This window comes from Rhodococcus globerulus NBRC 14531 (assembly GCF_001894805.1).
Lineage (GTDB): Bacteria > Actinomycetota > Actinomycetes > Mycobacteriales > Mycobacteriaceae > Rhodococcus_F > Rhodococcus_F globerula.
In genome coordinates this window covers 659,051-684,169 of sequence record NZ_BCWX01000001.1, presented here as the reverse complement: position 1 = coordinate 684,169, position 25,119 = coordinate 659,051, and the positions used below count along the sequence as shown (strand labels likewise).

At 63.3% G+C, this 25,119-nt stretch carries 25 protein-coding genes; 15 read left to right on the top strand and 10 right to left on the bottom strand.

Features of this window, described 5'->3' with window-relative positions:
- Positions 1-20: 20 nt before the first annotated feature.
- Positions 21-1,604, top strand: coding sequence for an amidohydrolase (locus RG2_RS02965; protein ID WP_371851303.1), 1,584 nt, complete (start codon positions 21-23; stop codon positions 1,602-1,604).
- 9 nt (positions 1,605-1,613) lie between these two features.
- Here RG2_RS02965 and RG2_RS02960 read toward each other — a convergent pair whose 3' ends face one another.
- From RG2_RS02960 to RG2_RS02950, 3 genes are all read right to left on the bottom strand, one after another.
- Positions 1,614-2,630 carry a DUF2804 domain-containing protein gene (locus RG2_RS02960; protein WP_033235589.1) on the bottom strand — a complete coding sequence of 339 codons (1,017 nt, stop codon included), beginning with the start codon at positions 2,628-2,630 and terminating at the stop codon, positions 1,614-1,616.
- A 2-nt stretch (positions 2,631-2,632) separates the two neighbouring features.
- Positions 2,633-3,385, bottom strand: coding sequence for an isocitrate lyase/PEP mutase family protein (locus RG2_RS02955; protein ID WP_033235590.1), 753 nt, complete (start codon positions 3,383-3,385; stop codon positions 2,633-2,635).
- Between the two features lie 91 nt (positions 3,386-3,476).
- The gene (locus tag RG2_RS02950; protein ID WP_033235795.1) at positions 3,477-4,745 is read right to left on the bottom strand and encodes a cytochrome P450; all 1,269 of its coding nucleotides are present in this window, start codon (positions 4,743-4,745) and stop codon (positions 3,477-3,479) included.
- 117 nt (positions 4,746-4,862) lie between these two features.
- Here RG2_RS02950 and RG2_RS02945 point away from each other — a divergent pair, with 117 nt between their 5' ends.
- From RG2_RS02945 to RG2_RS02930, 3 genes are read left to right on the top strand one after another with little or no spacing between them, the layout of a single operon-like run.
- Positions 4,863-5,477, top strand: coding sequence for a TetR/AcrR family transcriptional regulator (locus RG2_RS02945; protein WP_033235591.1), 615 nt, complete (start codon positions 4,863-4,865; stop codon positions 5,475-5,477).
- A 26-nt stretch (positions 5,478-5,503) separates the two neighbouring features.
- Complete coding sequence (locus tag RG2_RS02940) at positions 5,504-6,874, top strand: hypothetical protein (protein WP_033235592.1); 1,371 nt, start codon at positions 5,504-5,506, stop codon at positions 6,872-6,874.
- Positions 6,875-6,887: 13 nt separating this feature from the next.
- On the top strand, positions 6,888-8,231 hold the full coding sequence (locus RG2_RS02930) for a hypothetical protein (RefSeq protein ID WP_230590257.1): 1,344 nt from the start codon (positions 6,888-6,890) through the stop codon (positions 8,229-8,231).
- Here the strand turns inward: RG2_RS02930 and RG2_RS02925 are convergent.
- Positions 8,188-8,601: an NUDIX hydrolase gene (locus RG2_RS02925; RefSeq protein ID WP_230590259.1), complete on the bottom strand. Its 414-nt coding sequence runs from the start codon at positions 8,599-8,601 to the stop codon at positions 8,188-8,190. The two genes, RG2_RS02930 and RG2_RS02925, sit on opposite strands and share 44 nt — an antisense overlap.
- Positions 8,602-8,794: 193 nt before the next feature.
- On the opposite strand from RG2_RS02925, the gene RG2_RS02920 reads away from it, so the two are divergent.
- Genes RG2_RS02920 through mnhG form a run of 6 tightly spaced genes read left to right on the top strand, consistent with a single transcriptional unit; the run spans position 8,795 to position 15,092 of the window.
- Positions 8,795-11,629, top strand: a complete 2,835-nt coding sequence (locus RG2_RS02920; protein WP_033235594.1) for a Na+/H+ antiporter subunit A — start codon at positions 8,795-8,797, stop codon at positions 11,627-11,629.
- Positions 11,626-12,243 carry a Na(+)/H(+) antiporter subunit C gene (locus tag RG2_RS02915; RefSeq protein ID WP_033235595.1) on the top strand — a complete coding sequence of 206 codons (618 nt, stop codon included), beginning with the start codon at positions 11,626-11,628 and terminating at the stop codon, positions 12,241-12,243. Before RG2_RS02920 ends, RG2_RS02915 begins: the two co-directional genes overlap by 4 nt.
- A 17-nt stretch (positions 12,244-12,260) precedes the next feature.
- Positions 12,261-13,916 (top strand): Na+/H+ antiporter subunit D, encoded by a 1,656-nt coding sequence (locus RG2_RS02910; RefSeq protein ID WP_202026177.1) that lies wholly within the window; start codon positions 12,261-12,263, stop codon positions 13,914-13,916.
- Positions 13,913-14,482, top strand: coding sequence for a Na+/H+ antiporter subunit E (locus tag RG2_RS02905; RefSeq protein WP_033235597.1), 570 nt, complete (start codon positions 13,913-13,915; stop codon positions 14,480-14,482). The genes RG2_RS02910 and RG2_RS02905 overlap by 4 nt, the downstream gene beginning before the upstream one ends.
- Positions 14,482-14,751, top strand: a complete 270-nt coding sequence (locus tag RG2_RS02900) for a monovalent cation/H+ antiporter complex subunit F (RefSeq protein ID WP_202026106.1) — start codon at positions 14,482-14,484, stop codon at positions 14,749-14,751. The genes RG2_RS02905 and RG2_RS02900 overlap by 1 nt, the downstream gene beginning before the upstream one ends.
- The gene (mnhG, locus tag RG2_RS02895; protein ID WP_033235598.1) at positions 14,748-15,092 is read left to right on the top strand and encodes a monovalent cation/H(+) antiporter subunit G; all 345 of its coding nucleotides are present in this window, start codon (positions 14,748-14,750) and stop codon (positions 15,090-15,092) included. Before RG2_RS02900 ends, mnhG begins: the two co-directional genes overlap by 4 nt.
- Here the strand turns inward: mnhG and RG2_RS02890 are convergent.
- The 5 genes from RG2_RS02890 to napA form a co-directional block, all read right to left on the bottom strand.
- A complete protein-coding gene (locus RG2_RS02890) occupies positions 15,058-16,437 on the bottom strand; it encodes a phosphatase PAP2 family protein (RefSeq protein ID WP_033235599.1) in 1,380 nt (459 codons plus the stop codon). The genes mnhG and RG2_RS02890 overlap by 35 nt on opposite strands.
- Before the next feature lie 83 nt (positions 16,438-16,520).
- Positions 16,521-17,645, bottom strand: coding sequence for a glutamate--cysteine ligase (locus RG2_RS02885; protein WP_033235600.1), 1,125 nt, complete (start codon positions 17,643-17,645; stop codon positions 16,521-16,523).
- Between the two features lie 87 nt (positions 17,646-17,732).
- Positions 17,733-18,437 (bottom strand): superoxide dismutase[Cu-Zn], encoded by a 705-nt coding sequence (sodC, locus tag RG2_RS02880; RefSeq protein WP_033235601.1) that lies wholly within the window; start codon positions 18,435-18,437, stop codon positions 17,733-17,735.
- An 89-nt stretch (positions 18,438-18,526) separates the two neighbouring features.
- The gene (locus RG2_RS02875; RefSeq protein ID WP_033235602.1) at positions 18,527-19,096 is read right to left on the bottom strand and encodes a LytR C-terminal domain-containing protein; all 570 of its coding nucleotides are present in this window, start codon (positions 19,094-19,096) and stop codon (positions 18,527-18,529) included.
- Between the two features lie 71 nt (positions 19,097-19,167).
- Complete coding sequence (gene napA / locus RG2_RS02870; protein WP_033235603.1) at positions 19,168-19,521, bottom strand: nucleoid-associated protein NapA; 354 nt, start codon at positions 19,519-19,521, stop codon at positions 19,168-19,170.
- A 182-nt stretch (positions 19,522-19,703) separates the two neighbouring features.
- Between napA and RG2_RS02865 the strand changes: the two genes are divergently transcribed.
- The 3 genes from RG2_RS02865 to RG2_RS02855 are packed head-to-tail and all read left to right on the top strand — an operon-like array spanning position 19,704 to position 21,995.
- A complete protein-coding gene (locus RG2_RS02865) occupies positions 19,704-20,294 on the top strand; it encodes a peptide deformylase (protein WP_033235604.1) in 591 nt (196 codons plus the stop codon).
- Between the two features lie 5 nt (positions 20,295-20,299).
- The gene (locus RG2_RS02860; protein ID WP_033235605.1) at positions 20,300-21,175 is read left to right on the top strand and encodes a GNAT family N-acetyltransferase; all 876 of its coding nucleotides are present in this window, start codon (positions 20,300-20,302) and stop codon (positions 21,173-21,175) included.
- Positions 21,176-21,191: 16 nt separating this feature from the next.
- Positions 21,192-21,995: an exodeoxyribonuclease III gene (locus tag RG2_RS02855; protein ID WP_033235606.1), complete on the top strand. Its 804-nt coding sequence runs from the start codon at positions 21,192-21,194 to the stop codon at positions 21,993-21,995.
- Between the two features lie 18 nt (positions 21,996-22,013).
- Here RG2_RS02855 and RG2_RS02850 read toward each other — a convergent pair whose 3' ends face one another.
- Positions 22,014-22,409 (bottom strand): GNAT family N-acetyltransferase, encoded by a 396-nt coding sequence (locus RG2_RS02850; protein WP_371851292.1) that lies wholly within the window; start codon positions 22,407-22,409, stop codon positions 22,014-22,016.
- Between the two features lie 243 nt (positions 22,410-22,652).
- Between RG2_RS02850 and thiC the strand changes: the two genes are divergently transcribed.
- Positions 22,653-24,278: a phosphomethylpyrimidine synthase ThiC gene (gene thiC, locus RG2_RS02845; protein WP_051730621.1), complete on the top strand. Its 1,626-nt coding sequence runs from the start codon at positions 22,653-22,655 to the stop codon at positions 24,276-24,278.
- Positions 24,275-25,117, top strand: coding sequence for a bifunctional hydroxymethylpyrimidine kinase/phosphomethylpyrimidine kinase (thiD, locus tag RG2_RS02840; RefSeq protein WP_033235607.1), 843 nt, complete (start codon positions 24,275-24,277; stop codon positions 25,115-25,117). Before thiC ends, thiD begins: the two co-directional genes overlap by 4 nt.
- Positions 25,118-25,119 lie beyond the last annotated feature (2 nt).

Below are 25,119 nucleotides of genomic sequence, written 5' to 3'. Positions count from 1 at the left end.
TGTACGGCGACATCGTCACGATGCACGAGGACGCTCCGCGCGCGAACGCTCTGGCCGTGACCGGTGGCCGGATCACGGCAGTCGGCGAGCGGACCGAGATCGACTCGCTCATCGGCGTAAACACCCGCGTGGTGGACGTCGGAACAGCCTGCGTTCTCCCCGGATTCATCGAACCGCACGGGCACCCACTCGAAGAGGCGATCGTGCTGGGGCCGGCAGTGGTCGACATCCGCCCCGTCACGATCGCCGACGCAGATACCGTTGTTGCCACGGTCATCGACACCGTTGCAGCATGCGGCGCGGCCGGTGCATCGCTCAACGGTTGGGATCCTCTGCTGCAGACGGGTTTACCCGAACCCACACTCGCGTGGCTCGACATGATCGCACCGGACCACCCGCTCGTGATCATGCACAACTCCGGCCACGTCGCATACTTCAACTCCGCAGCAGCAGCGCAGGCCGGGATCACCCGCGACACCCCCGATCCGATCGGCGGATCGTACGGCCACGATTCCTCGGGTGAACTCGACGGCGCCGCCTACGAGACACCGGCCGTGTTTGCCGTTGCCGGCCACGCGATGACCATCGGGAGCGACTACCCCCAACTGTTGGCCGCCGAGTGCGCCCGGCTCAATGCGGCCGGCATCACCACCGTCGCCGAAATGTCGTTCGACCCACGAATGCGCCCGGCATTGAAGGCAATTGCCGACGCGGGCGGGCTCACCACCAGGTTCCGCCTCTACGAAATGTCGACACCGGAACGCGCCACGGACGCCACCCCCGGCGAGGGCGATGATCTGGTCAAGCAGATCGGCATCAAAGTGTGGTCGGACGGTTCACCGTGGGTCGGCAACGTCGCGACCAGTTTCCCGTACCTCGACACAGCCGCCACTCGCGGACTCGGCATCGCCTGCACCCACGGTCATGCCAACTACACCGGTGAGCAGATCCACGACATCAGCGCAGCCTACTTCGAGCAGGGGTGGCAGATCGCGTGCCACGCCCACGGCGACAACGCAATCACGATGGTGCTCGACGCGTGGGAGCAACTGCTAGAGGAGTTTCCGCGGTCCGATCACCGCTTGCGCCTCGAACATGTCGGCGCGATGCGCGCGGATCAGTTCCGCCGGGCCGCGCAGCTGGGCGTCACCGTCAGTATCTTCATCGATCACCTGCACTACTGGGGCGACGTGTTGGTCGACGATCTGTTCGGTCCCGAGCACGGCGGAGCATGGGCGGCAGCAGGTTCTGCACTTGCCGCCGGGCAGCGCTTCACATTCCACAACGACGGCCCGGTGACCCCGGCCAACCCGCTGCGGAACATGCAGGACGCGGTCACCCGACTCTCGCCGAGTGGCCAGGTGCGTGCGCCGGAGGAACGTATCCCCGTCGACGCTGCGCTGCGCGCTCATACCGTCAACGCCGCATGGCAGCTCTTCAGCGAGGAGAGCATCGGCGCAATCTTCCCGGGCACCTACGCGGATCTTGTTGTGCTGTCGGCCAATCCCCTCGATGTGGCGCCCACCGAATTGGCCGACATCGAGGTGCGCGCCACCGTACTCGAGGGGCGAACGGTATACGGAGACCTGAACACCGCCCGCTAGCGAGCACCCCTACCAGCGGTTCCGAACTTCCTCCGCAAACCCGAGGAGGTCGCGAACTTCCACCGATGTGCCGTCGTCGAGACCAACCGTGCCGGTGAACCTGCCGAACACCTGGTGCTGAATGGACCGCAGGACACCCACGTCGAATTTCGCGGCGCGATCGATGATGGGCTCGAACTTCATCTCGAACCGGCCGTCGTTGCTCGTGAAGTTCCACGGCGCACCGTCGTAGGTTCGTGGAATCTCGAACGCCAGGCGATCCAGTTTGTGCGCAACACCGTTCACAAAGACGATGTTCTCGCTGGCCGCTGTGGTGTCTCCGAATCCGTAACCGATGTTGAAGCCGAAGCGCTCGCCGTTCACCAATCCCGATGCCGAGCCCCAGTACCAAGTGTTGTCGTAGGTCCAGACTCCGCGGCCCCAATCCAGCACTCCGAAGGCATCTTCCGGAGCAAAAGCAAATTCCTGTGATCCGACCCGAACCGTTCCGGTTGCGGGCAGGCAGTTGACTTTCTGGTTGTAGTAGAACGACCGCGGAGCTTTCGGAAAGGGTGTGGCGATCACGATGCGGTCATCGGCGGGGCTTTCGAGAAACAGATCGGCGTGCAATCCCTTACCATGGTCGAATGCCGGGTAGTCCACGATCAGGCGACGACCACCGTCGACATGCCTGAACTCGAAGCGCGCCTTACCTTTCAACACAACGACGTCGCCGGAATCGGCACTGGAAGGCAACCCAAGTTTGCCCATCGGGAAGGGGAGCATCACGTTTTCCGTGACCTCACCCGGAGTGGTGAAATCCAGCCACGACACCCCGAGCAACCCCATGTAGCCGTTGTCCGCGACGGTCAGCGCAATCCCGTATTCCGGTGTGAGCACGCAGTAGTAGTCCCACTCCTTGAGCCGGAACTTCGGCGCCTTGACGGCCGACCGCCGATAAGTCTTGACCTCCGACGGCGCCCAGCCCGCCTCTACGAGGTGCCCACGCGCATCGAGAAGCGGGCCTGGCGACATCACGTTCTGCATTGTTATTTCCAGCGCCCCAAAATCTCGTTGGCCCGAGTCGACAACGCCATTTGGAAGAACGGCCCGAAGCTCACGCGGGCGACGCCGAGCGGGCCGAAACTAGCCGGGTCGTCCTGATCCGGGATCCCGATTGCATTGACCGGCAACGGAAGCTCCGACGTCAGACGCCGCTGGACCGCGTCGTCGTGCCGTCCGACGGGGTAGAGAACATCGGCTCCCGCATCGGCGGCCAGTTTCAGGCGAGCAATGGCGCGGTCCACACGATCAGCCTCGTCGCCCACCTGCTTCACGAACAGGTCGGTGCGCGCGTTGACAACAACGTGGACACCTGCGGCGTCGGCGGCCTGGCGAAGCCCGCCCACAAAATCGGCGTGCTCCTGCGCCTCCCGCAAACGGCCACCCTCACTGTGCACGGTGTCCTCGATGTTGAGACCGACAGCGCCGGCATCGATCAGCCCTTCGATGAGCACAGCGGGCTCGAGTCCGTATCCACTCTCGATGTCCACGGAAACCGGAGCGTCGACGGCGCCGGTGATCTGCTTGATCCGGCGTACCAACTCGCCGAACGTGATTCCCTCGTTATCGGGCTTTCCGATGGAATCCGATACCGGGTGGCTGCCAACGGTCAGAGCTGCAAAACCGGCCGCAACCGCAAGATTTGCGGACCAGGCATCCCAGACGGTGGGGAGAATGACGGGGTTTCCTGGCTGGTGCAGCGCCAGTAGAGCGGTGGCCTTGTCGTTGATCGATGTCATACGGTGGCTCCTGAAAGTAGGCGATATGTCACCTTACTGTGCGCCTTTTTGGTAGCGCTGGCTACCAGAAAGGCGCACAGGGGCGTAGCCCCTAGTGAGCTACCGGGCAGCCTGTGCTCTTGTAATCAACCTGGAACTCCTTGATGCCGTTGATCCAACCCGAGCGCAGACGACGAGGATCACCGATCTTGGTGATGTCGGGGACATTGTCGGCGAGTGCATTGAACATCAGGTCGATCTCCATCCGGGCAAGATTCGCCCCGATGCAGAAGTGCGCGCCAGTTCCACCGAAACCCAAGTGCGGATTGGGGTTACGGGTGATGTCGAAGGTCATCGGATCCTCGAAGACATCCTCGTCGAAGTTCGCGGAACTGTAGAGCATGACCACCCGCTGTCCCTTCTTGATGGAGACGCCGGCCAGTTCGGTGTCTTCGAGGGCGGTGCGCTGGAACGCGGTGACAGGTGTTGCCCAGCGGACGATCTCGTCGGCCGTGGTCTTGGGCCGTTCCTTCTTGTACAGCTCCCACTGCTCGGGATTCTCGAGGAACGCAATCATGCCGTGGGTGATGGCATTTCGGGTTGTCTCGTTGCCCGCCACCGCGAGGATCAGCACGAAGAATCCGAACTCTTCGGGGCTCAATGCGTCGCCGTCGATGTCGGCCTGGACGAGAGTGGTGACGATGTCGTCGGCCGGGCAGGTACGACGCGCGTCGGCCATTTGGTATGCGTATCCGAGCACCTCGGTGGACGCGACCGCCGGATCACCCACGTACTCGGGGTCGTCGTAGCCCATCATCTCGTTGGACCACTTGAACAGCTTGTCGCGATCGTCTTGCGGGACGCCGATCAGATCTGCGATCGCCTGCAGCGGCAGCTCACTGGCAATCTGCTTCACAAAATCGCCCGGGCCTTCACCGACGGCGGTGTCGACGATGCTGCGTGCGCGCCGGTCCAACTCGTCGCGCATCCCGTTGATGGCCCGCGGGGTGAACAGCTTGGAAATCAGCTTGCGAAGTTTGGTGTGCTCCGGCGCATCCTTGTTGAGGAGCAGGTGCCGCAGCATCTCGACGGCCTCGCGCGGCATGTCGTCCGCGAAGCGCGCAATGGCGGTGTTCTCCCAGCTCGAGAAGATATCGCTGCGCTGACTGACCTCTTTGACATCGGCGTGTCGAGAAACAACCCAGTAACCCTCGTCCTGAAATCCGCCGACGGTAGGCGGCTGCTCGCACCACCACACCGGTGCGCTTCGGCGAAGTTCGGCAAATTCCTCGAACGGAATCCGCTCGCCGAGAATCGCGGGGTCCGTGACGTCGAATCCGGCTGGCAGGTCAGGTGTGCGCGTTGTATCCGAGATAGTCATGGCGTCCTCTGATCGGTCGATTATGCCCTGCACCACAGAGTAGCTTTCACTAACGGCCTGTCAAGTGACAGACGGATAGTCTCGTGCAAATTCGTCGACAGCCGTAAGATTCCTCCAATGACAGACACCGCCGCCAAACCGACTCTGCGCGAAAAGCAGAAGCAGCAGACCCGTGCCGACCTGGTGGCCGCAGCCGACGCACTGTTCACCGAACGGGGCTACGCCGCCGTCACCGTCGAAGACATCGCCGCCGCGGTCGGGTGCAGCCGAGCCACGTTCTATCTCCACTTCCCCGGCAAACTCGACATACTCAAGGCCCTCGGGTCCAATTCCGTCGTCATCAGCACGCTCGCGATATTCCAGGACCTCGACCACGTCCTCGATTCCGGTTCACGCGCAGAATTTGCGGGGTGGATCAACCGGACACTCGACTGGTGCCGCGATCATCACCACCTGATGCGCGCGTGGGACGAGGCCATGGTTCTCGAACCCGAATTTCGCACACTCGCGCGCGACGGCATCTCGGCGCTCCCCAATGCGATGACGTCGTACCTTGCCCGCTGGCCGCAGGAGCGACATGACGAGGCAAAACTCCGAGTTGAACTGCTACTCACGCAGATCGAGCGTTTTTTCATCCGATGGGCCGAGCAAGGCGCCATCACCGCCGGCGCCGACGTGGCCGCCGACGTCCTGACCGACATCTGGTTTCCCGCGCTGACCCCACCGGCCTGAGAGCGAGCCCGCGATAGGTTGGTTCGATGCCAGTCGATTTCCGAGCGATCCTCACCACCCTCGCGGCACTCGCGTCGGGGGCACTTGCCGCCTTCGCCTTGACCAATCCCCCGCTGCAGGACTGGGCGATTGTCGCCTCGCAGTCCGAAATCGACCGCTGGATCAGCAGCGGTCCCACCTCCGTTGCACTGGGCGCCGTCGTAGCCGTCCTCGCGTGCGCACTGTCGCAGCGGAGCGGTTCCCGCCGAGCAGCGTGGATCGTTGTCACCGCGGCAACAGCGATCATCGCACTGATCCGGGTTGCCGTTCCGGACGTTGCCGTCCTCGACCTGCTGATCACACTCGTGGTACTCAAAAGTGTTGCGGCAGGCGTCATTCTGGGCTGCGCAGTTGCCGCAAGCTGGGATCGGACCGCCGCAAGGAACGGCGTGCTACTGGGTGTGATCGCGGGATATCTGTCCGCGCACGCCTTCGGTACCGGAGCCGGCAGGATGAGCACCTCCGCTGTGGGCGAACCAGCGTGGTTTCTGCTGGCGGCAACTGCTGTACTGGCAGTCGCCTGCGCAATAAGCGCTCAGTCCGGATTCCGCATCAGACGCCCCGACGCCGGCGAAATCCGCGTCGCGCTCATTGCCGTGATCGCCTTGGCAATCGGGCACCGGATACTCGGATCCATCGTCGACCGACAGGAATTCGCGAGCAAGGGCACCGCCTGGGTGGTCATGATTCTCTGCGCCGCAGCGGCATTGGCCCTGACGGCGATCGTTGCCCGCCAACTCGGCGAGCAGTCCGGCGCGGGCGGCAAGTTTCTCTGGGCCGCAACAGCACTCGCAGCCGCGTCGACACCGACCCTGCTTGTCAACGGCCAATTCGGCCAGTGGGCATCGCTGGAATCCCCTTGGGTTGTGGTGCTCGCCTCCGGTGTGGCGGTCGCGCTGGGGTTGCGACTGAGCAAGCGCATCCCTGCCACCGTCGCAGTGGTCATCCTCGCCGCGGTGCCCCTGTCCGAGCTTCTCCCTTTCACCACTGCACACGGAGCCGTTTCGATCGTGGTGAAAATCGCCGCCCTGGGGTTCGGCGGAGCGGCGTTGCTCGGTGCGCTTGCTCCGGCCAGCCTGGTCGACGCCACCCTCGGACTCGCGATCCCGTTCGCGGCAATGACGTTTACCTCGATCACTGTTCTGGCCTATCAACTTTCGTGGCCACCGGTGCGGGTGAATTTCGCCTCTGTGGAGCCTGCGATATACACCGCGGAGATTCCAGTCGACTACGTCAACGCCCAGACAATCGGATCAGCACTCCTCTTTGTCGCGATCATCGCTGTGTGCGGCGCCGCCATCAGACGAGTTCCACAAAACTCCAATTCAGCAGAATCCGGCGTATCCGACGCTCATTGACTACCGTGAAGTGGTGCCCGTCATAAGCAGGACGCCCCGTCTGATACTCGGCGGCGTGACGGCATTCGTGGTCACCGTGGTCGGCTTGGCTCCCTTCCTGGAAAGCCAGTCCAGGTCGATTTGGTCGGGCGATCGGTTCTGGTCCATCGGCACGATCGGGGCCGGCGTTCTGGCGGTTGTTGCTGTCGGCACCGCGGCCGGTCTGGCTCGAACTCGCATTCGGACGTCGGCGCTGGTTGCATTCGGCGGACTCCTGCTGGAACTGCCAGGCCTGTATTACCAAGCCTTCGAGGCGCTGTCCCCGGTTGGTGCCGGCGTGGCGCTCGGAGCAATAACGGTCACGATTCCCCGCATGGTGCGGGCTGCCACCGTAGCGGGTGTGCTTGTTGCCGTGTTCGTTTCGGATGCACTGCTCGACCCCACGGCAGTTCCACGTCGCTATGCGGACTACCTCGCGCAAGACACCACCCAGTTTCAGCCGCCGATCGTGGCCGCCACACTCATCGCCCTCGGACTGACTGCACTTACGGCGCTCGTTTGGTGGCGCAGCAACGCCGACCGACATCGCGACGAGCCACCGGAACGGATGGCAGTGCGGCCTGTGGTGATCTCGGCAGTGCTGACGCTCATGGGCGTGGCCGTGAACTGGTGGATCACCATCAACACGGTGTGGGCGGCGATTCCCGTCGTCGCCTGTGCCATTTTGGTCACCGTCATTGCCGCACGTGTTTTGGAGAAGGGCGGCCAGATCCTGCTGATGTCGACGGCCGCCGCGGCCATGCTGGCATCCGCGGTGGCAAACAGCCTGTCTGCGTCCGTGAGCACCGGGGCATCGGCGCCCGTTCCGACTGCGGTTTTTCTCACGGTCCTCATCATCGCGGCAGCAACGCTCGCAGCGTTTCGTCCCTCACTCGTGGGCGGCTACATCGTGCTCGTTGTCTTGTCCGTTGCCGGAATTGCGAGTTACGTCGCAACAACCACGTTCTCTTCGGAGAACGCGCTTTCGGTCAGCGACGTCCTGATCCGCATCTGCGGCGCCGGCGCGGCGTACACGATTGTCAGCGCCATGCAGTCCGAACCGGCGCGGACCGGCGCGTCGCGACTGCTCGTCGGTCTCAGTGTGATCTTCGGACCCACGGCATTGGCCTTACTGGTATATCCGCAGTTCTCCTACGGGTGGACCGACTACACGCCCATCACCGGAGCTACCACGGCCAGTCGGTTCGCACCGTCCGACGACGTCTTGATCCTCAACGGCACAGCCCTCGTGATCGTGGTCGTCTGCGCCTACGCGAGCCGCCGACTGCGTCTGATCAGTCAATCAGGTCCATCGACACCAAGCGTCGAAACACTTTGAGCGAACCTGGTGCCACGTCGTCCATGGCTTCGTACTCTGCGCACGTAAAGTACCGGAACTCGGCGATCTCGCTCGTCGGACGGGGTTCGCCGTCCATCTCGGCGCGATAGCAACTCATGTGCAGCGCCGTCCCTACCGAATGCCCGAACGCCTGAGCTTCGAACACGTCGAGAAACTCGACGGTGCCGGGGACAAGTCCGACATCGAGTTCCTCACGAATCTCGCGGTGCAATGCTTGTTCGGTGGTCTCACCCGGATCGATTTTGCCGCCGGCCATGTAGAACGCTGTCTTCCCGACCGACCGGGTCTGAATCAGTCGGCGATCCCGAATATGTGCAAGGGCAGCGGTGCGGATGATCTGCGTTTTCACCCGGTCCAACATACGTGTATCAGTTCACACGGTTGTAGTTCGAAGCGACGCACTGCACGGCAAATGAAGACGGGCCGGTAATGTATACACCCAGACGGTGTCCTTGTGAAGGGGCTACGTCCCGAAATTACCGATAGGTTCGATTTGTTCGGACACCCCGCCGCCCGCTGAACACAACACGACGGAGTGCCTTTTGCTCAGTATTCTGCTTGCCCATGCCGTTGCCGCCCTCTTGGCTCCGCTTGTGGTGCGCAGGTTCGGGCGAAATGGATTCTTCCCGCTCTCACTGGTTCCGCTGGTCAGCCTCGGTTGGGTCATCGACAAATGGGGCACAGTCGAGACACTCCACATCACGTGGGCTCCTGGCCTGTCGATGGACATCGACTTCAGATTCGACGCGCTCTCCGCGATCATGGCCGTCCTGGTCCTGGGTGTCGGCACGCTGATTCTGATCTACTGCGCACGATATTTCAACGACGACGAACCCCGCCTCGGCATCTTCGCTGCCGAAATGGTGGCATTTGCCGGCGCCATGTTCGGCCTCGTGACCAGCGACAACATGTTGCTGCTCTACATGTTCTGGGAACTGACCACGGTTCTGTCGTTCCTGTTGGTCGGCCACTACGCCGAGCGCGCTACCAGTCGCCGCGCCGCAACCCAGGCACTGTTGGTCACCACCGCTGGTGGTCTCGCGATGTTGGTCGGCATGATCATCCTCGGCCAAGCCGGTGGCAGCTACAACCTGTCCGACCTGGTCGCCAACCCGCCGACGGGATGGTTGCCGTCCGTCGCGATTGTCCTGATCCTGATCGGTGCACTGTCGAAATCCGCAATTGTCCCGCTGCACTTCTGGCTTCCCGGCGCCATGGCCGCGCCCACCCCGGTCAGCGGTTATCTCCACGCCGCCGCGATGGTCAAGGCCGGTATTTACCTCGTTGCCCGTCTCGCCCCCGGATACGCGGATTCACCGCCGTGGCGCATCACCATCATCAGCCTCGGCTTGCTGTCGATGATCCTGGCCGGTTGGCGAGCCATGCGGGCATACGACCTCAAGCTCGTCCTTGCGTTCGGCACCGTCAGCCAACTCGGTTTCATGATGGTTCTGGTCGGTCTGGGAACCCGCGACGCGGCCCTCGCCGGCATGACGATGGTGGTGGCGCACGCCATGTTCAAGGCTGCGCTCTTCATGGTGGTCGGTATCATCGACCACACCACCGGCACCCGTGACCTGCGCAAACTTGCCCATCTCGGTAAGACGGCCCCCGCGCTGGCGATCATCGCGGCCCTAGCCGCCGCCAGCATGGCCGGGCTACCGCCGCTTCTCGGATTTGTCGGCAAAGAAGCTGCCCTCGAATCGGTGCTCGAAACCGACGTCCTCGGCCACTGGTCGTCCATCGCCGTCATCACTGTCATCGTGATGGGTTCGATTCTGACCGTCGGATACAGCATTCGCTTCATCTGGGGCGCGTTCGGACGCAAGACCCTGAGCAAGCCCAGCCCCGCCGTGAGCAAGATGCATGCGCCCAGCGCTCTGTTCTTGTTCTCCCCTGGTCTGCTCGCCGTTGCCGGACTGGCTGCCGGAATACTGTCGCCGCAGCTCGAGAAGCTACTGACGCCGTACTCCACCACCCTGCCCGCCGGTCCGCACGCCGACTATCACCTGGCGTTGTGGCACGGCGTCAATACGCCGCTGCTGCTCACCTGTGTGGTCATCGCCGGAGGTTTTGCGCTCTACATCGCGCAACGCCAGATCAGCCGCCTGCACTTCGAGCACCCTCCGCTCGGCAACGCCGACCGTATCTACGACGCGACCCTGCGCGGCATGGACACCATCTCCATGCGTCTGACCGGAGTCACGCAGCGTGGTTCACTGCCCCGGACGCAGTCGACCATCCTCGCGACGCTGGTTGTCGTTCCCCTGGTCCTACTGATCATCGACACCGACACGGGCGTCGATCTCCGGTTGTGGGATTCCCCCATCCAGTTGACGATCGCGCTGATGATGATCGCCGCAGCCATCGCTGCGACTGTGATGCGCAACCGTCTGGCCGCCGTGATCCTGGTCGGACTCACCGGCTACGGCTCCGGTGTGTTGTTCGCGCTGCATGGTGCCCCCGACCTGGCTCTTACCCAATTCCTGGTCGAAACACTGACTTTGGTCATCTTTGTGCTCGTGCTTCGAAAGTTCCCGGCCGAGATCGACGAGAGTAAGGCGATCGGGTTCAAGTTGCCGCGCGCCCTTCTGGCCGGTGCCGTCGGAATCACGATCACCGCCATCGCGGCGTACGCAGTCAACGCTCGCAATACGCGCCCGATCTACGAACTGCTTCCCGACGCCGCGTACACCATCGGCAACGGCAAGAACGTGGTCAACGTCCTGCTCGTCGATATCCGCGCCTGGGACACTCTCGGCGAGATCTCGGTGCTGCTGGTTGCCGCGACGGGCGTCGCCAGCCTTGTGTTCCGCAACCGCCGCTTCGGTATCGCGCCCCGAGTGTCCGACGCGCCTTCGGTGATCGTCGACAAAGCGGCCGCAAGCACCGACACGACCTGGCTGCGCGGCGGCGACCTGATCGATCCGCGTCACCGCTCCCTGGTCCTCGAGGTCACCACCCGGTTGGTCTTCCCGACGATCATGGTGCTGTCGATCTACTTCTTCTTCTCCGGCCACAACGCGCCAGGTGGCGGCTTTGCCGGCGGCTTGACGGCCGGGCTTGCGCTCGTGTTGCGCTACCTCGCCGGTGGACGCTACGAACTCGGTGAAGCCGTTCCCATCGACGCCGGAAAGATCCTCGGCCTGGGCTTGGCTCTCTCGGCCGGCACCGCGATCATCTCGCTGTTCCTCGGTGCCCCGGCTCTCTCGTCGGCGGTCTTCGAGTTCACCCTCCCGCTGATCGGCCACGTCAAACTGGTCACCGCACTGTTCTTCGACCTGGGCGTCTACCTCATCGTGGTCGGCCTGGTGCTGGACGTACTCCGAAGTCTCGGCGCACGCCTCGACGCAGAAATCGAGGTGAAAGCATCATGAGCGCAAATATCGGAATGCTCCTCCTGATCGCCGTCCTGACGTCGACGGGCGTGTACCTGCTGATCGAGCGCAGTATCACCCGCATGTTGCTGGGAATGCTTCTGCTCGGAAACGGCATCAACCTGCTGATCCTCACCGTCGGCGGCAGTGACGGCAATCCGCCGATCGTCGGCCGCGACTCCGTGCACGAAGAGATCGCCGATCCTCTGGCGCAGGGCATGATCCTGACCGCGATCGTCATCACGATGGGCATGGCCGGCTTTGTTCTGGCACTGGCGTACCGGTCTTACAAGATCAACACCGCCGACGCCGTGGAAGACGATCCCGAGGACACCAAGGTCTTGCTGCGCAGGTTGCCCGCCGACGCTCCCGACCACGACCGATCCGACGACCCCGTCACCGGTGCGCCGAGCATCGGCGGCGACGCATTCGACAAGGACGGCAACCCCATCCCCCTGGAACAACTGGTCAACCTCGAGGACATCGAGTGCTACGAAGATCTTCGCGACGGGGATTTCGAGGACGAACCCGTGCCCGACTGGGCCACTGACCTCGCCCGCAAGAAAGAACCTGAGAAGCGCCAGAAAGACGGTAAGGGAGGTGCGCGCACGTGACCATTTCGTCCAACCTCATGGGCGCACTGGCGCCCCTGCCCGTCTTGATTCCGATGCTGGGCGCTGCCGCCACACTTGTTGTCGGCCGACGTCCCCGGTTCCAGCGAGTCATCACCCTGATCGCACTGGTCGCCGTCGTGGCTGTGTCCGGCATGCTGCTGTATCTGGCAGACCGCGACGGCACCACCGCAGTTCAGGTGGGCGGCTGGGATTCGCCGATCGGCATCACTCTCGTCGTCGACCGACTGTCGGCGATGATGCTGGTCGTCTCCTCGATCGTCCTGCTCACCGTCATGGTGTACGCGATCGGTCAGGGTATCCGCGACGGTAACGAAGCGCAGCCGGTGTCGATCTTCCTGCCGACATATCTGGCTCTGACCGCGGGTATTTCCAACGCCTTCCTCGCCGGTGACCTCTTCAACCTGTACGTCGGGTTCGAGGTGCTGCTGTCCGCGAGCTTCGTCTTGCTGACCTTGGGAGCGAGTGCCGACCGCGTTCGAGCGGGTGTCTCGTACGTCATGGTGTCGATGGTGTCTTCGCTGATCTTCCTGGCCGGCATCGCCTTTGCGTACGCCGCGACTGGCACACTCAACATGGCCGACATGGCCCTGCGGTTCGACAACATCCCCGCCGGCACCCGCACCGCGATCTTCGGCGTCCTACTCGTGGCGTTCGGGATCAAGGCTGCGGTCTTCCCACTGTCGGCGTGGCTTCCTGACTCCTACCCGACGGCGCCGGCGCCCATCACCGCCGTCTTTGCCGGCCTGCTCACCAAAGTTGGTGTGTATGCGATCATCCGCGCGCACTCACTGCTGTTCCCGCAAGGTGAACTCGACAATGTCCTGATGGTGTGCGGTCTGTTGACCATGGTGGTCGGCATCATGGGTGCCATCGCCCAGAGCGACATCAAACGATTACTGTCCTTCACCCTGGTCAGCCATATCGGCTACATGATCTTCGGTATCGCGCTCTCCACGACCTCGGGATTGTCGGGCGCCATCTACTACGTCGCGCACCACATCATCGTGCAGACGACGCTCTTCCTCGTCGTGGGTCTGATCGAACGACAAGCCGGAAGCTCGTCACTACGACGCCTCGGCGGTTTGGCCGCTGCCAGCCCGATTCTGGCTATCGTGTTCCTCGTTCCCGCTCTCAATCTTGGTGGTATTCCGCCGTTCTCCGGCTTCATCGGCAAGGTTGCGCTGCTGCAAGCCGGAGCCTCCGACGCCAGCGCACTCGCCTGGGTACTCGTCGCAGGCGGTACCGTCACCAGCCTCCTGACGCTCTACGCCGTGGCCCGTGTGTGGACCAAGGCCTTCTGGCGCGCCCGAGCCGACGCACCCGAAGGCGACCTCGCCGATGTCAGCCCGTCGGCTCTGATCGACGAATCCGAAGAGGACATCGCGTTCGACGACCGCGAGGACGTCGGCAAGATTCCCGCCTTCATGCTGATCCCGACAGTCGCACTCGTGGGCGTCGGCCTCGCGTTGACGGTGTTTGCCGGGCAGATCATCGACATCAGCGACCGAGCCGCGAAGGATCTACAGGATCGGTCCATCTACATCGACGCGGTTCTCGGCGATCACCGACCGATACCTGTAGCCGACGCCCCTGTAGCCGACACGCCTGTGACTGACACGCCTGTGACTGACACCGAGGAGGCGCCGCGATGAAACGCTCACTCGTACTCCGCATCGGAGTCCTCCTGTGGCTCATGATCGTGTGGATTCTGCTGTGGGGCAACGTCAGCTGGGGCAATATCTTCGGTGGACTTGCTGTCGGCCTGGTCATCATGGTCCTTCTACCGCTGCCGCCGGTCCCCGTGGAAGGTCGAGTGCACGTGCTCTCGATCCTGCGTCTGATCGGCGTGATCGTGTACTACGCGGCCGTCTCCAGCATCCAGGTGGCGTGGCTTGCCATCCGGCCGTCGCCGCCGCCCGTCACCGGTGTTCTGCGCTACCAACTTGGTATCAAGTCCGATCTGGTACTCACGCTGTGCATCGACGTGCTGAACCTGATCCCGGGAACGATGGTTCTCGAGATCGACCAGAACCGCCGGATCGTCTACGTTCACGTCCTCGACGTAGGTTCACAGAAAGCGGTGAGCGCGTTCTATCGCTCGGTCGAAGATCTGGAGCGACTGTTCATCGCGTCGTTCGAGCGTGACTCCGACTGGCAACCAAGCCCGTGGCACCAACGTGACTACGAATTCGATGCGCCACGAGCGGAGGATCAATAATGAACGGATTCATCACCACCATCCTGATCATCTCCGGAGTGATGCTCGCGGTCGCCGCAGTCCTGACCACTTTCCGGCTCATCGACGGGCCGAGCTCACTCGACCGTCTGGTCGCGCTGGACACGATTGTCGCCGTTGCCATGTGTGGACTCGCAGTATGGGCCGCGTACAGCGGAGACACCACGATCGTTCCCGCGATCGTTGCACTCGCTCTGGTCGGATTCATCGGATCCGTCTCGGTTGCACGATTCCGGGTGAGTGACCGATGATCGGCAACATCCTCGACGTCATCGGCGTCCTCGCCATCTTCCTCGGCTCGGTGCTCGCCCTGACCGCAGCTGTCGGCATCGTGCGATTCCCCGACACATTGCGCCGGATGCACGCGGCCACGAAACCTCAGGTCGTCGGACTTGTTCTTGTTCTCATGGGCGCGGTGTTCCTGCTGCGCGGCAGCGTCGACATCTGGATGCTCGTCCTGGTCGGAATCTTCACCATGCTGACAGCGCCGGTGATCGCACACAGCGTCGGCCGTGTGGCCTACCGCGAGCAGCGCGAGCAGGACGCCGTCATGAAGATCAACGAATTGGAAGACCCGCCGCAGAGTCCGTAGCTGAATCCGTAGGGTCCGCGACGTCTTCGCTCCGGCCGCCCCACTGCGCAAGCGCAGTGCCAGGCTTGGCGTAGAACGTCGCGAAGAAGGCCACCGACATCGCGGTCAGAACTCCGACGAGCAGCGGCCCGAACAGTTCCGGGTACGCCGCCATCTGCACGGACGCGAACCGGTACGACAGCAGTAGTCCGACGAGTATCGCGCTTCCGCCGAGCACCAGCCTGATGCGGAACCAACCCCAACCACGTTCCGGATCGTGCAGTGCGGCATCGAGAGTCAGGCACAGAACCGCGCCGGCGATGAGGTCGACGCCGTAGTGGAACCCGAAACCCAGGGTTGCCGTCAACGTCGCGAGAAGCCAGAACGTACCCAAGGTCCGCAGCCACCACGGGCCGCGGCGCGAGTGGGTGAACAGCGCAACAGCCCACGCCGTATGAAGACTCGGCATGCAGTTACGTGGTGCTGCGTCGTCGAACGGCAGCGACGCCGGCGCCGAGAAATCCACGTTCGGAACGATATTCGGCCAGAAGTCGCCGATCTGGAATCCGAACCCGCGGGGGCCGAACGCAAATACCGGACCCACCACGGGGAACAGAATGTAGAAGATCGGCCCGATCAAACCGATCAGCAGAAACGTCTGGAGAAGGTGATGCGACGGCCAGCCCTTACGGCATTGGTACAGCGCGACAACGATGATCGCGACCGGCAATTCGACGTAGATCCAGTCGAGGATCGCCGCTCCCACCGGGCCGAGCGCGTCGACGAACTGACCCATGACCCACGACGGGTTGCCCAGCGCCTGATCGGCCAGGAAGACGTACTCGTCCCACACGTCGGTGCCGAGGAGGATGGTGATCGAAAGCCAGGTCTCGGCCACCTTCGCGGCGAGGATCAGCAACGCACCCAACACCACTCCGCGAAGCACGCCGGACCGACGCTCACCGGTGAGTTTCCAGAACGCGTACACCGCAATAGCAGTGAGCACCCAGGTGCCGCCGGTGCCCATCGTGATCGGACCGCCGGCGGACCAGCGGATAACTCCGACCACCAGGTCGATGGCAACAGCCGCGGAGATCGCGTACACACGCTCCCGGGTATTGAGCCCGACCAGGGCCAATGCCAGCCCCACCCACGGCATCGTTGCCGAACGAGGAACCAGGAAGTAGTCACCGAACAGGCTTTCCACCGGACCGAGATATCCCTTGTAGGACGCAAAAGCTTGCACGCCCAGAACGAGGGCAAGCACTGCGGCACTACCGAGAATCAGGACCTTGTGCGAAGCCGCCCAGGACTGGCCCGTCTGTCCCGTCGAAGCCCCACTTCGGGACACACTGTCTGTCAACACCGGATAATAGTAAACGGCGTGTGAACGGTGCTTGGACGGCGTCTAGACAAATGAACTGTTTGTCCGAACTGCTCAGCGGCGCGTCACGTACCCAACTCTGCGACCAACGCGTCGACCACTGCCACCAGATCTCCACCGTGAGCTTCCGCGACGCGTCGTTGACGCTGGTACGACGCTCCGCGGCGCGGAATATCGGCGACGGATGCCAACTCGTCCGCGCACCCGAGCGACACCGCGATCGGCGTGAGATCTTCGAGCAGTCGCTCCAAGTCGTCGGTGACCAGACATTCGTTTGCGGCCGAGTCCAGAATGATCTCGGCGTCGAGACCGTATCTGGCTGCGCGCCACTTGTTTTCCTTCACGTGCCACGGCTGCATGTTCGGCAACGTCTCCCCCGCGCTGAGGCGGCGGTCGAGATCAACGATGAGGCAGTGAACCAATGCGACCAGCGCGCCCAGTTCCGCGCGCGTCGACACCCCGTCGAACACCCGGACTTCGATGGTTCCCCACTTGGGCGCCGGACGAATGTCCCAATGCATGCCACCGATCTTGGTGATCACGCCGGTCTTCATCTGGTCGTCGATGAACGACTCGTACTCGGCCCAGCTCTCGAATTGGTACGGCAGACCCGCCGTCGGCAACTGCTGGAACATCAGTGCCCGGTTGGACGCATAGCCGGTATCGACACCGGCCCACATCGGCGACGACGCCGACAGCGCCAACAGATGCGGGTACCGCTGCAACAGCGCATTGATGATGGGAAACACCCGATCCGCCGAAGACACTCCGACGTGGACGTGCACACCCCAGATCAACATCTGCCGGCCCCACCACTGCGTGCGCTCGATCAGCTCGTCGTAATCAGGCGTGCGCGTGACCAACTGGGTGGACCACTGGGCAAACGGATGGGTACCCGCACAGATGAGGTCGACGGCCAGCGGATCCGCGGCCCGGCGCAACAGGTCGAGGGACGCATCGAGATCGCTCATGGCTTCGCCGACCGTGTCGTGAATGCCCGTCACCAACTCGACGGTGTTGCGCAGCAACTCCTTGGTGATGTGCGGAGTCTCGGAGCCCGCAAGCTCCTCGACCGCCGAAAACACCTCGGCAGCTGTATTGGAGAGATCTCTGGTCACACGATCGACCAAGGCGATCTCCCACTCCACGCCCAGCGTCGGACGCGGCGAACCCGGAAATGGAACTACCACGCAGAGAATCCAACCACAATGATCGCGAGAACACCGTGCTGGCTACTGCGTGGTAGTTGCCGAAGTGATACAGAACTCAGAGCAGGATCAGCTCTCGGTGATGACACCACACGCAACGCGTGCGCCGGCGTCACCGGTATCGAGGGTCTGCTGATCCGGCGCCGGCGCGTAACGCGTCGGGATGTTGCCGAAGTTGTCGGCACCTGCGTGGATCATGACGGACGTGCCGCCGTTAGCCACCAGCTGATCGACCGTGAACGCATCGGTGGTGGTCACGAGGGTGGCCGAGCCGTCCTCGAGAACCTGTACGGACGTCAGGTCGCCGCTGGCGGGATGGCCGGTGTGGCCCTCTGCCTGGAAGTGTCCGCCGGCCGAGAGGAAGTTGCCCGGCTCGCCGCCGCTGGGCGCAACCGAGTTGGTCTCGCACTTGGCAATCTGGTGAACGTGGAAGCCGTGGAAGCCCGGCGTCAGGCCCTTTGCATCGAGGGTGACCTTGACGTCACTACCTTCCTGCGTGAACGTGACAGTGCCGACCTTGCTGCCGTCTGCGCCGTTCAACGTTGCGGTAACCGTCTCGGTTGCGGAGCTACCGGCATGAGCAGTCGACGACGCTCCGTGGCTTTCGCTCTCGTGCGCGCTTGGGTCGGCCGCACCCGTCCACACAGGCGGAGTTGTACCGGGGACGTTGCTGGGCTCTTCGTTGTTACTGCAGGCAGTCAAGCCGAAAGCGGCTAGTGCGACTACGGGGGCAACGACGCGCCAGGACATACGCCGGGTGCTGCTGGGGGCCATCGAACCGCTCCTTTGGGTGGCGAGGAAGTGCAACTGATCATAACGGCGTGAGTAGTACACAGACCCGACGGGTGGTCCGAACCGACGGGTCAGTTGGACGTGACGATGACGATCACACCGGGCGACGCGCTTGCGATACCGGCAAATCGCGGCTCTGCCGTCACACCGAGTTCGGCGGCAATCTGCTGCGCCGCTGCCTTCTCTGCCGCGGAAGATCCGTAGTACACCGTGGTGGTGCTCACCGTTCCTTCGCTGTAGTTACCCGTCTCCTCGACGTTCCAACCCGCAGCGGTCAATTCTTCCGCGGTTCCTGCTGCGAGCCCGGATACCGTGCTGTTGTTGAGCACCCGGACACTGACAGTCGACGGATCGACACTCACCGACGCGCCGGCTGATGTCGTGGTCGCGGACGGGCGTGTCGTCGTGGTTTCCGCGGAGTCGGTGCCGGTTTTGGCAGCCGGTGCTGTTGTCACGGGGGCAACCGCTGTTGTGGTTGCGGCCGGCGCGCTCGTCTCGGTCTGCTCGGCCGCCGTGGTGTCGGAATCGGAACCGCCGAGTGACGCCGCACCGAGCCCGATGAACACGATCGCGAGGGCGATCAGCACCATGGCGATAGCGCGTAGGGGTGGTCCGGACGGCTGCTCTTTCGGGGTACTCACACTCTCGACCCTATCGCCAGTGGGCGGTTCGACCGTTCATCGACAGAGGTTTGTGTGTAGGTTTTGCGGCTTCAGGTCACTTCGAAGCCGAGGCGACGAGCCGCCCGGGCCTTCTGCCGGCTGGCACGCAACCGGCGCAGGCGTTTGACCAGCATCGGATCGGCCGCCAACGATTCGGGGCGATCAACGAGTGCATTGAGCACCTGGTAGTAGCGGGTTGCCGACATGTCGAACAACTCTTTGATCGCTACTTCCTTCGCGCCGGCGTACTTCCACCATTGGCGTTCGAAGGAAAGAATGTCGTGTTCTCGGCGAGTAAGCCCGTCTTCGCCGACATCGTTGATTCCGGCAGAGCTGACGCCCGCAGCATCTTCGACCTCGGCGCCATCGGTCCGGCTTCGACTACGCGCAACTGCGCTGTCCATGTCACTCCTCGACTGCTGTATTCGCCGTCAGTGAGACTGTGTCCCCCTGTTGCCCGCGTTCCCCCGGGTACGTGGCCCGACCGAGCAACAAATCACATCGTTGTTCTTCAGCAACCATTGAACCACGAGGTATCGGGCGGGCCGCGATAACCACGCGGGCGCGCCGCACTATCCTTGACGCCATGGCTATCCTCCCCATCCGAATCGTCGGCGACCCGGTACTGCACGAGCCCACAAAGCCGGTCACGCAGTCTCCGGCGGAAATCGCCGAACTGATCGCCGACATGTACGAGACGATGGACGCCGCCAACGGCGTCGGCCTCGCGGCCAATCAGGTCGGTGTTTCGCTGCGTCTTTTCGTGTTCGACTGCCCAGGTGACGATCGTAGCGACACCCGCCGACGCGGAGTTGTGGTCAACCCCGTCCTCGAGACGTCGGAAATCCCCGAGACGATGCCCGATCCCGAGGACGACTTCGAAGGCTGCCTTTCCGTTCCCGGCGAGCAGTTCCCCACCGGCCGCGCCGACTGGGCCAAGGTCACCGGAACCGACGCCGACGGCAACCCTGTCGAGTACGAAGGCACCGGATTCTTCGCCCGGATGCTCCAGCACGAAACCGGCCACCTCGACGGCTTCCTGTACACCGACGTTCTGATCGGCCGGAATGCGCGCGCCGCGAAGAAGGCCATCAAGCAGTCCGGTTGGGGTAAGCCCGGATTGACCTGGACTCCGGGTACGGTCGACGATCCGTTCGGCCACGACGACGAAGACTGAGACATTTGCCCATCTCGATCGGTAGCCGGGTGGTGCTGCGGTACAAGCTCCCACCCGGCTACTCGCATCCGATGACCGACGTGATCGGCACCCTCGAATCCGCGGACCCGATCACGGTTCGCGGCAACGACGGGCGTGTTGTCACCGTATCGGCGGATCAGGTAATCGCGCTCAAAGTTCTTGCAGCGCGGCCCATTCGGGTGGGCGACATCCGCAACCTCGAGATCGCGGCGGCCGCCGGTTCGCCGGGAACCGAGCAGGCTCGGATCGACGGTTGGCTGCTGCGCATCGGGCACTCGCCCCATGACATGGACTCGGCACTCCCCCTCGGCGAACCCGGCGGCAGTGCGTCGCGAACCCCGGAAACGCTGGCGGCCATCCGCTCCTGGTTCGCAGATCGGGGACGTCCGACCACTCTGATGCTGCCCGACCGCCTCGGAATTGCCCCACCCACGTGGATTTCCGGCGGCGAGGGCATCATATTTGCCGCCGACCTCGACAACGTAGCCCCGACGCCGCCACAGTTCACGACCACCATCGACGACGCTCGCGCCGGGGACTCCCTCATGCGCGTGGCCACCGGAACGATCGGCAGCGCCGACACGATGATCCTGGCTTCGGCACGAGCCGCCGTCAGCGACGCGCCCGACGGCCGTCGGTGGGCAGGTCTACTCGATCTCGCGGTGGCGGATGCACACCGACGGCACGGAATCGGCACTCTGATCTGCACTGACTTGCTCGGGTGGAGTCGAATCCAGGGCGCAACCCATGCTTACCTGGCCGTTCCCGAAGACAACACCGCGGCAGTCGCGACAGCCCGCTCGCTCGGCTTCGTCGAACATCATCGCTACCGGTACGCCACCGCGCCTGTCGGTGCCTGACGCTAGGCTTGCCCGCGTGCGCATAGCTACCTGGAACGTCAACTCCGTCCGTGCCCGTACCGACCGGATCATCGATTGGCTCGACCGATCCGACGTCGATGTCCTGGCGATGCAGGAAACCAAGTGCAAGGACGAGCAGTTCCCGTACGAACGTTTCGAGGAGATCGGCTACAAGGTCGCTCACGTCGGACTCAGCCAGTGGAACGGCGTTGCCATCGCCTCGCGTGTCGGTCTCGACGACGTGCAGATCGGCTTCGAGGATCAGCCGGGCTTCACCAAGGACCCCGAAGCGGAGCAGGTGCGCGAGGCCCGCGCGATCGGCGCGACGTGTGGCGGGGTGCGGGTGTGGAGCCTGTATGTTCCCAACGGCCGTGAACTCGACGATCCCCATTACGCGTACAAGCTGGACTGGCTCGCCAAGCTGCGCGACGACGCCGAAGGCTGGCTGAAGCAGAACCCGGACGAGCAGATCGCCCTCGTCGGCGACTGGAATGTCGCACCCACCGACGAGGACGTCTGGGATCCCGCTGTCTTCGAAGGCAAGACTCATACGTCGCCGGCCGAGCGCGCTGCTTTCGACGCGTTCATCTCGTCCGGTTTCACGGACGTGGTCCGCCCCCACACTCCCGGTCCCGGCGTGTACACGTACTGGGACTACACGCAGCTCCGCTTCCCTAAAAAGCAGGGAATGCGCATCGACTTCATTCTCGGCTCGCCCGCACTGGCGGCTCGCGTCGAGTCAGCCGAAATCGATCGGAACGAGCGTAAAGGCAAGGGCGCCAGCGATCACGCCCCTGTGATCGCACAGCTGGGTTCCTGAAAAGCGGGAGCGGCGCGGTCAGTCCTCGACGAGCAGATCGAGATATTCGGGATGCTCGCCGAGGTATCGCTGCACGTACGAGCACACCGGGCGAACCGACCACTCACGTTCGCGGGCGCAATCCATCGAGAACTGCACCAATACGGCTGCCATTCCCTGGCCGCCGTACTCTTCCTTGACGACAGTGTGCATGTACGCCACCACATCGCCGGCTTCGTCGCCGCACCCAAGGATCTCGTCTTCGTCGCGATAGCCGAGGATGCCGACCAGTTCGTCGCCCGCGAGCAATTCGAACCGTTCATGTGACGGGTTGTCGATCAGCGTGATGTCGGTGTTATTCATGGCGGAGTTGTTCATGGTGGAAACCTCCACTGCTGCACGCACGGTACCCAAACTGTGATCCATGACACTCATAGAAACAGTTGCCGACGACGCTGTCCCGGGATCGCCCAATTTTCGCACCGAGAACGACCCGACCGCAATCGCACCGAGATTTTCTTTCGGTACTGAGATACAGTCGCCCGGTGCCGTTGTGAGCGCACGCGCACAAAATTTCATACAACCACCACGGGGGCTCGCACCAGCGGGCTGAGAGGACGGCTAGGGCCGTCGACCGGATGAACCTGACCGGGTAATGCCGGCGTAGGGAGCGCATTAATGCACGAGAAGTCTGTCAACAAGACTGTCCCCAACAAGGCTGTCCACGGCGTGGCAGCTGTGACTACCGGCCCGATCGAGGGCAGCAGCAAGCACTATCTCGAATCGGATTCGCTCCGGATCCCGCTTCGACGCGTCACCCTCACCACTGGTGAGCATCTGGATCTGTACGACACGTCAGGTCCGTACACCGATACCGCCGCCACGATCGACCTCGACCGCGGCCTCCCCAGAACGCGCGACGCGTGGGAGCGGAGTGCACGAGATTCGACACAATTGGAATGCGCCAGAGCCGGCGTGATCACTCCGGAGATGCGGTATTGCGCTGTCCGAGAGGGCGTTTCCGCGGAACTCATTCGATCCGAGGTGGCCAGAGGCCGGGCCGTGATCCCGGCCAACCATCGACACGGCGAACTGGAACCGATGATCATCGGCAAGAAGTTTGCCGTGAAGATCAATGCAAACATCGGAAACTCCGCCGTAACATCTTCTGTGGCAGAGGAAGTCGAGAAGATGGTGTGGGCGATCCGGTGGGGCGCCGACACCATCATGGACCTGTCGACCGGCAAGGACATCCATCTCACCCGTGAGTGGATTCTGCGCAACTCACCCGTTCCGGTTGGCACGGTTCCGATCTATCAGGCACTGGAGAAGGTCAACGGTGACCCCACCGCCCTGACGTGGGAGATCTACCGCGACACGGTAATCGAGCAGTGCGAGCAGGGTGTGGACTACATGACCGTCCACGCGGGTGTGCGAATCGGCTACATCGCTCTGACCGCCAACCGAGTGACGGGAATCGTTTCTCGCGGCGGCGCGATCATGGCCGCGTGGTGCATGCACCATCGCCAGGAGTCGTTCCTGTACACCCACTTCGACGAACTGTGCGAGATCCTGCGGCGTTACGACGTCACGTTCTCCCTCGGTGACGGTCTTCGCCCCGGTTCGATCGCCGACGCGAACGACGGCGCGCAATTCGCGGAGTTGCGCACGCTGGGCGAGCTCACCCAGATCGCGAAAGCCGCGGGCGTCCAGGTCATGATCGAGGGTCCGGGACACGTTCCCATGGACAAGATCGAAGAGAACGTCCGCCTCGAGGAAGAACTGTGCGACGAGGCGCCGTTCTACACACTCGGACCGCTCGCGACGGACATCGCGCCTGCCTATGACCACATAACGTCGGCCATCGGAGCGGCGATGATCGCGCGGGCCGGAACCGCGATGCTCTGTTACGTCACCCCCAAGGAGCACCTCGGCCTGCCCAACCGCGACGACGTGAAAACCGGGGTGATCACGTACAAGATTGCCGCGCACGCTGCGGACCTCGCCAAGGGACACCCCAACGCTCAGGCCCGGGACGACGCACTGTCCAAGGCGCGCTTCGAGTTTCGTTGGCTGGATCAGTTCGCGTTGTCGCTCGATCCGGATACGGCACGAGAATTCCACGACGAGACGCTTCCGGCCGAGCCCGCCAAGACTGCGCATTTCTGTTCGATGTGCGGTCCGAAATTCTGCTCGATGCGGATCTCGGCGGACGTCCGTCAGTACGCGGACCTCCTGGAAACCGAACCTGCCCGGACCGAACTGGGGTTTCCCCAGGTCCGATCGGTAGGCTCTCCGACGTGAACCTGCTTCCCCTGACGCCCTCCGGCCAGACGCCGATTCGTGCCCTTACCATTGCCGGCACCGATTCCGGCGGCGGCGCCGGCATCCAAGCCGACTCCCGCACGATGGCAATGTGCGGCGTCCACGCGTGCGTGGCCGTTGCGGCCGTCACCGTGCAGAATTCGGTGGGCGTCAGCGGTTTCCACGAGATTCCGCCGCAGGTCGTCGCCGATCAGGTGCGGACTGTGGTCTCGGATATCGGCATCGGCGCCGCCAAGACAGGCATGCTGGCGTCGACAACCATCATCGAAGCGGTAGCTGCGGTTGCCGCGGAGGTGGGGATCGGCCGCGACCGGCCGATCCCGCTTGTCGTCGACCCCGTGTGTGCGTCGATGCACGGCGATCCTCTCCTGCACGCGGAAGCGCTCGACGCTGTCCGCAACGTCCTTATCCCCGCCGCAACTGTTGTGACACCGAACCTCGACGAAATTCGGTTGATCACCGGCATCGACGTCCAGGACGACGCCACCGCACGTCGCGCAGCCGAGGCCCTTCACGGTTTGGGCGCTCAGTGGTCCATCGTGAAGGGTGGACACCTGCGCACCTCGGACATGAGCACCGACCTGTTGTTCGACGGTGACACTTTCCTCGAGTTCAGCAGTCCCCGCATCGCGACCGGCAACGATCACGGCGGCGGCGACACCCTGGCTGCTGCCATCACGTGCGCTCTGGCACACGGTTATTCGGTTCCCGACGCCGTCGCCTTCGGCAAGGAATGGGTGACCAAGTGCCTCGAGGCGTCGTACGACCTCGGAGCCGGTCACGGCCCCGTGTCACCGTTGTGGCGGCTCGAAATGTAGGA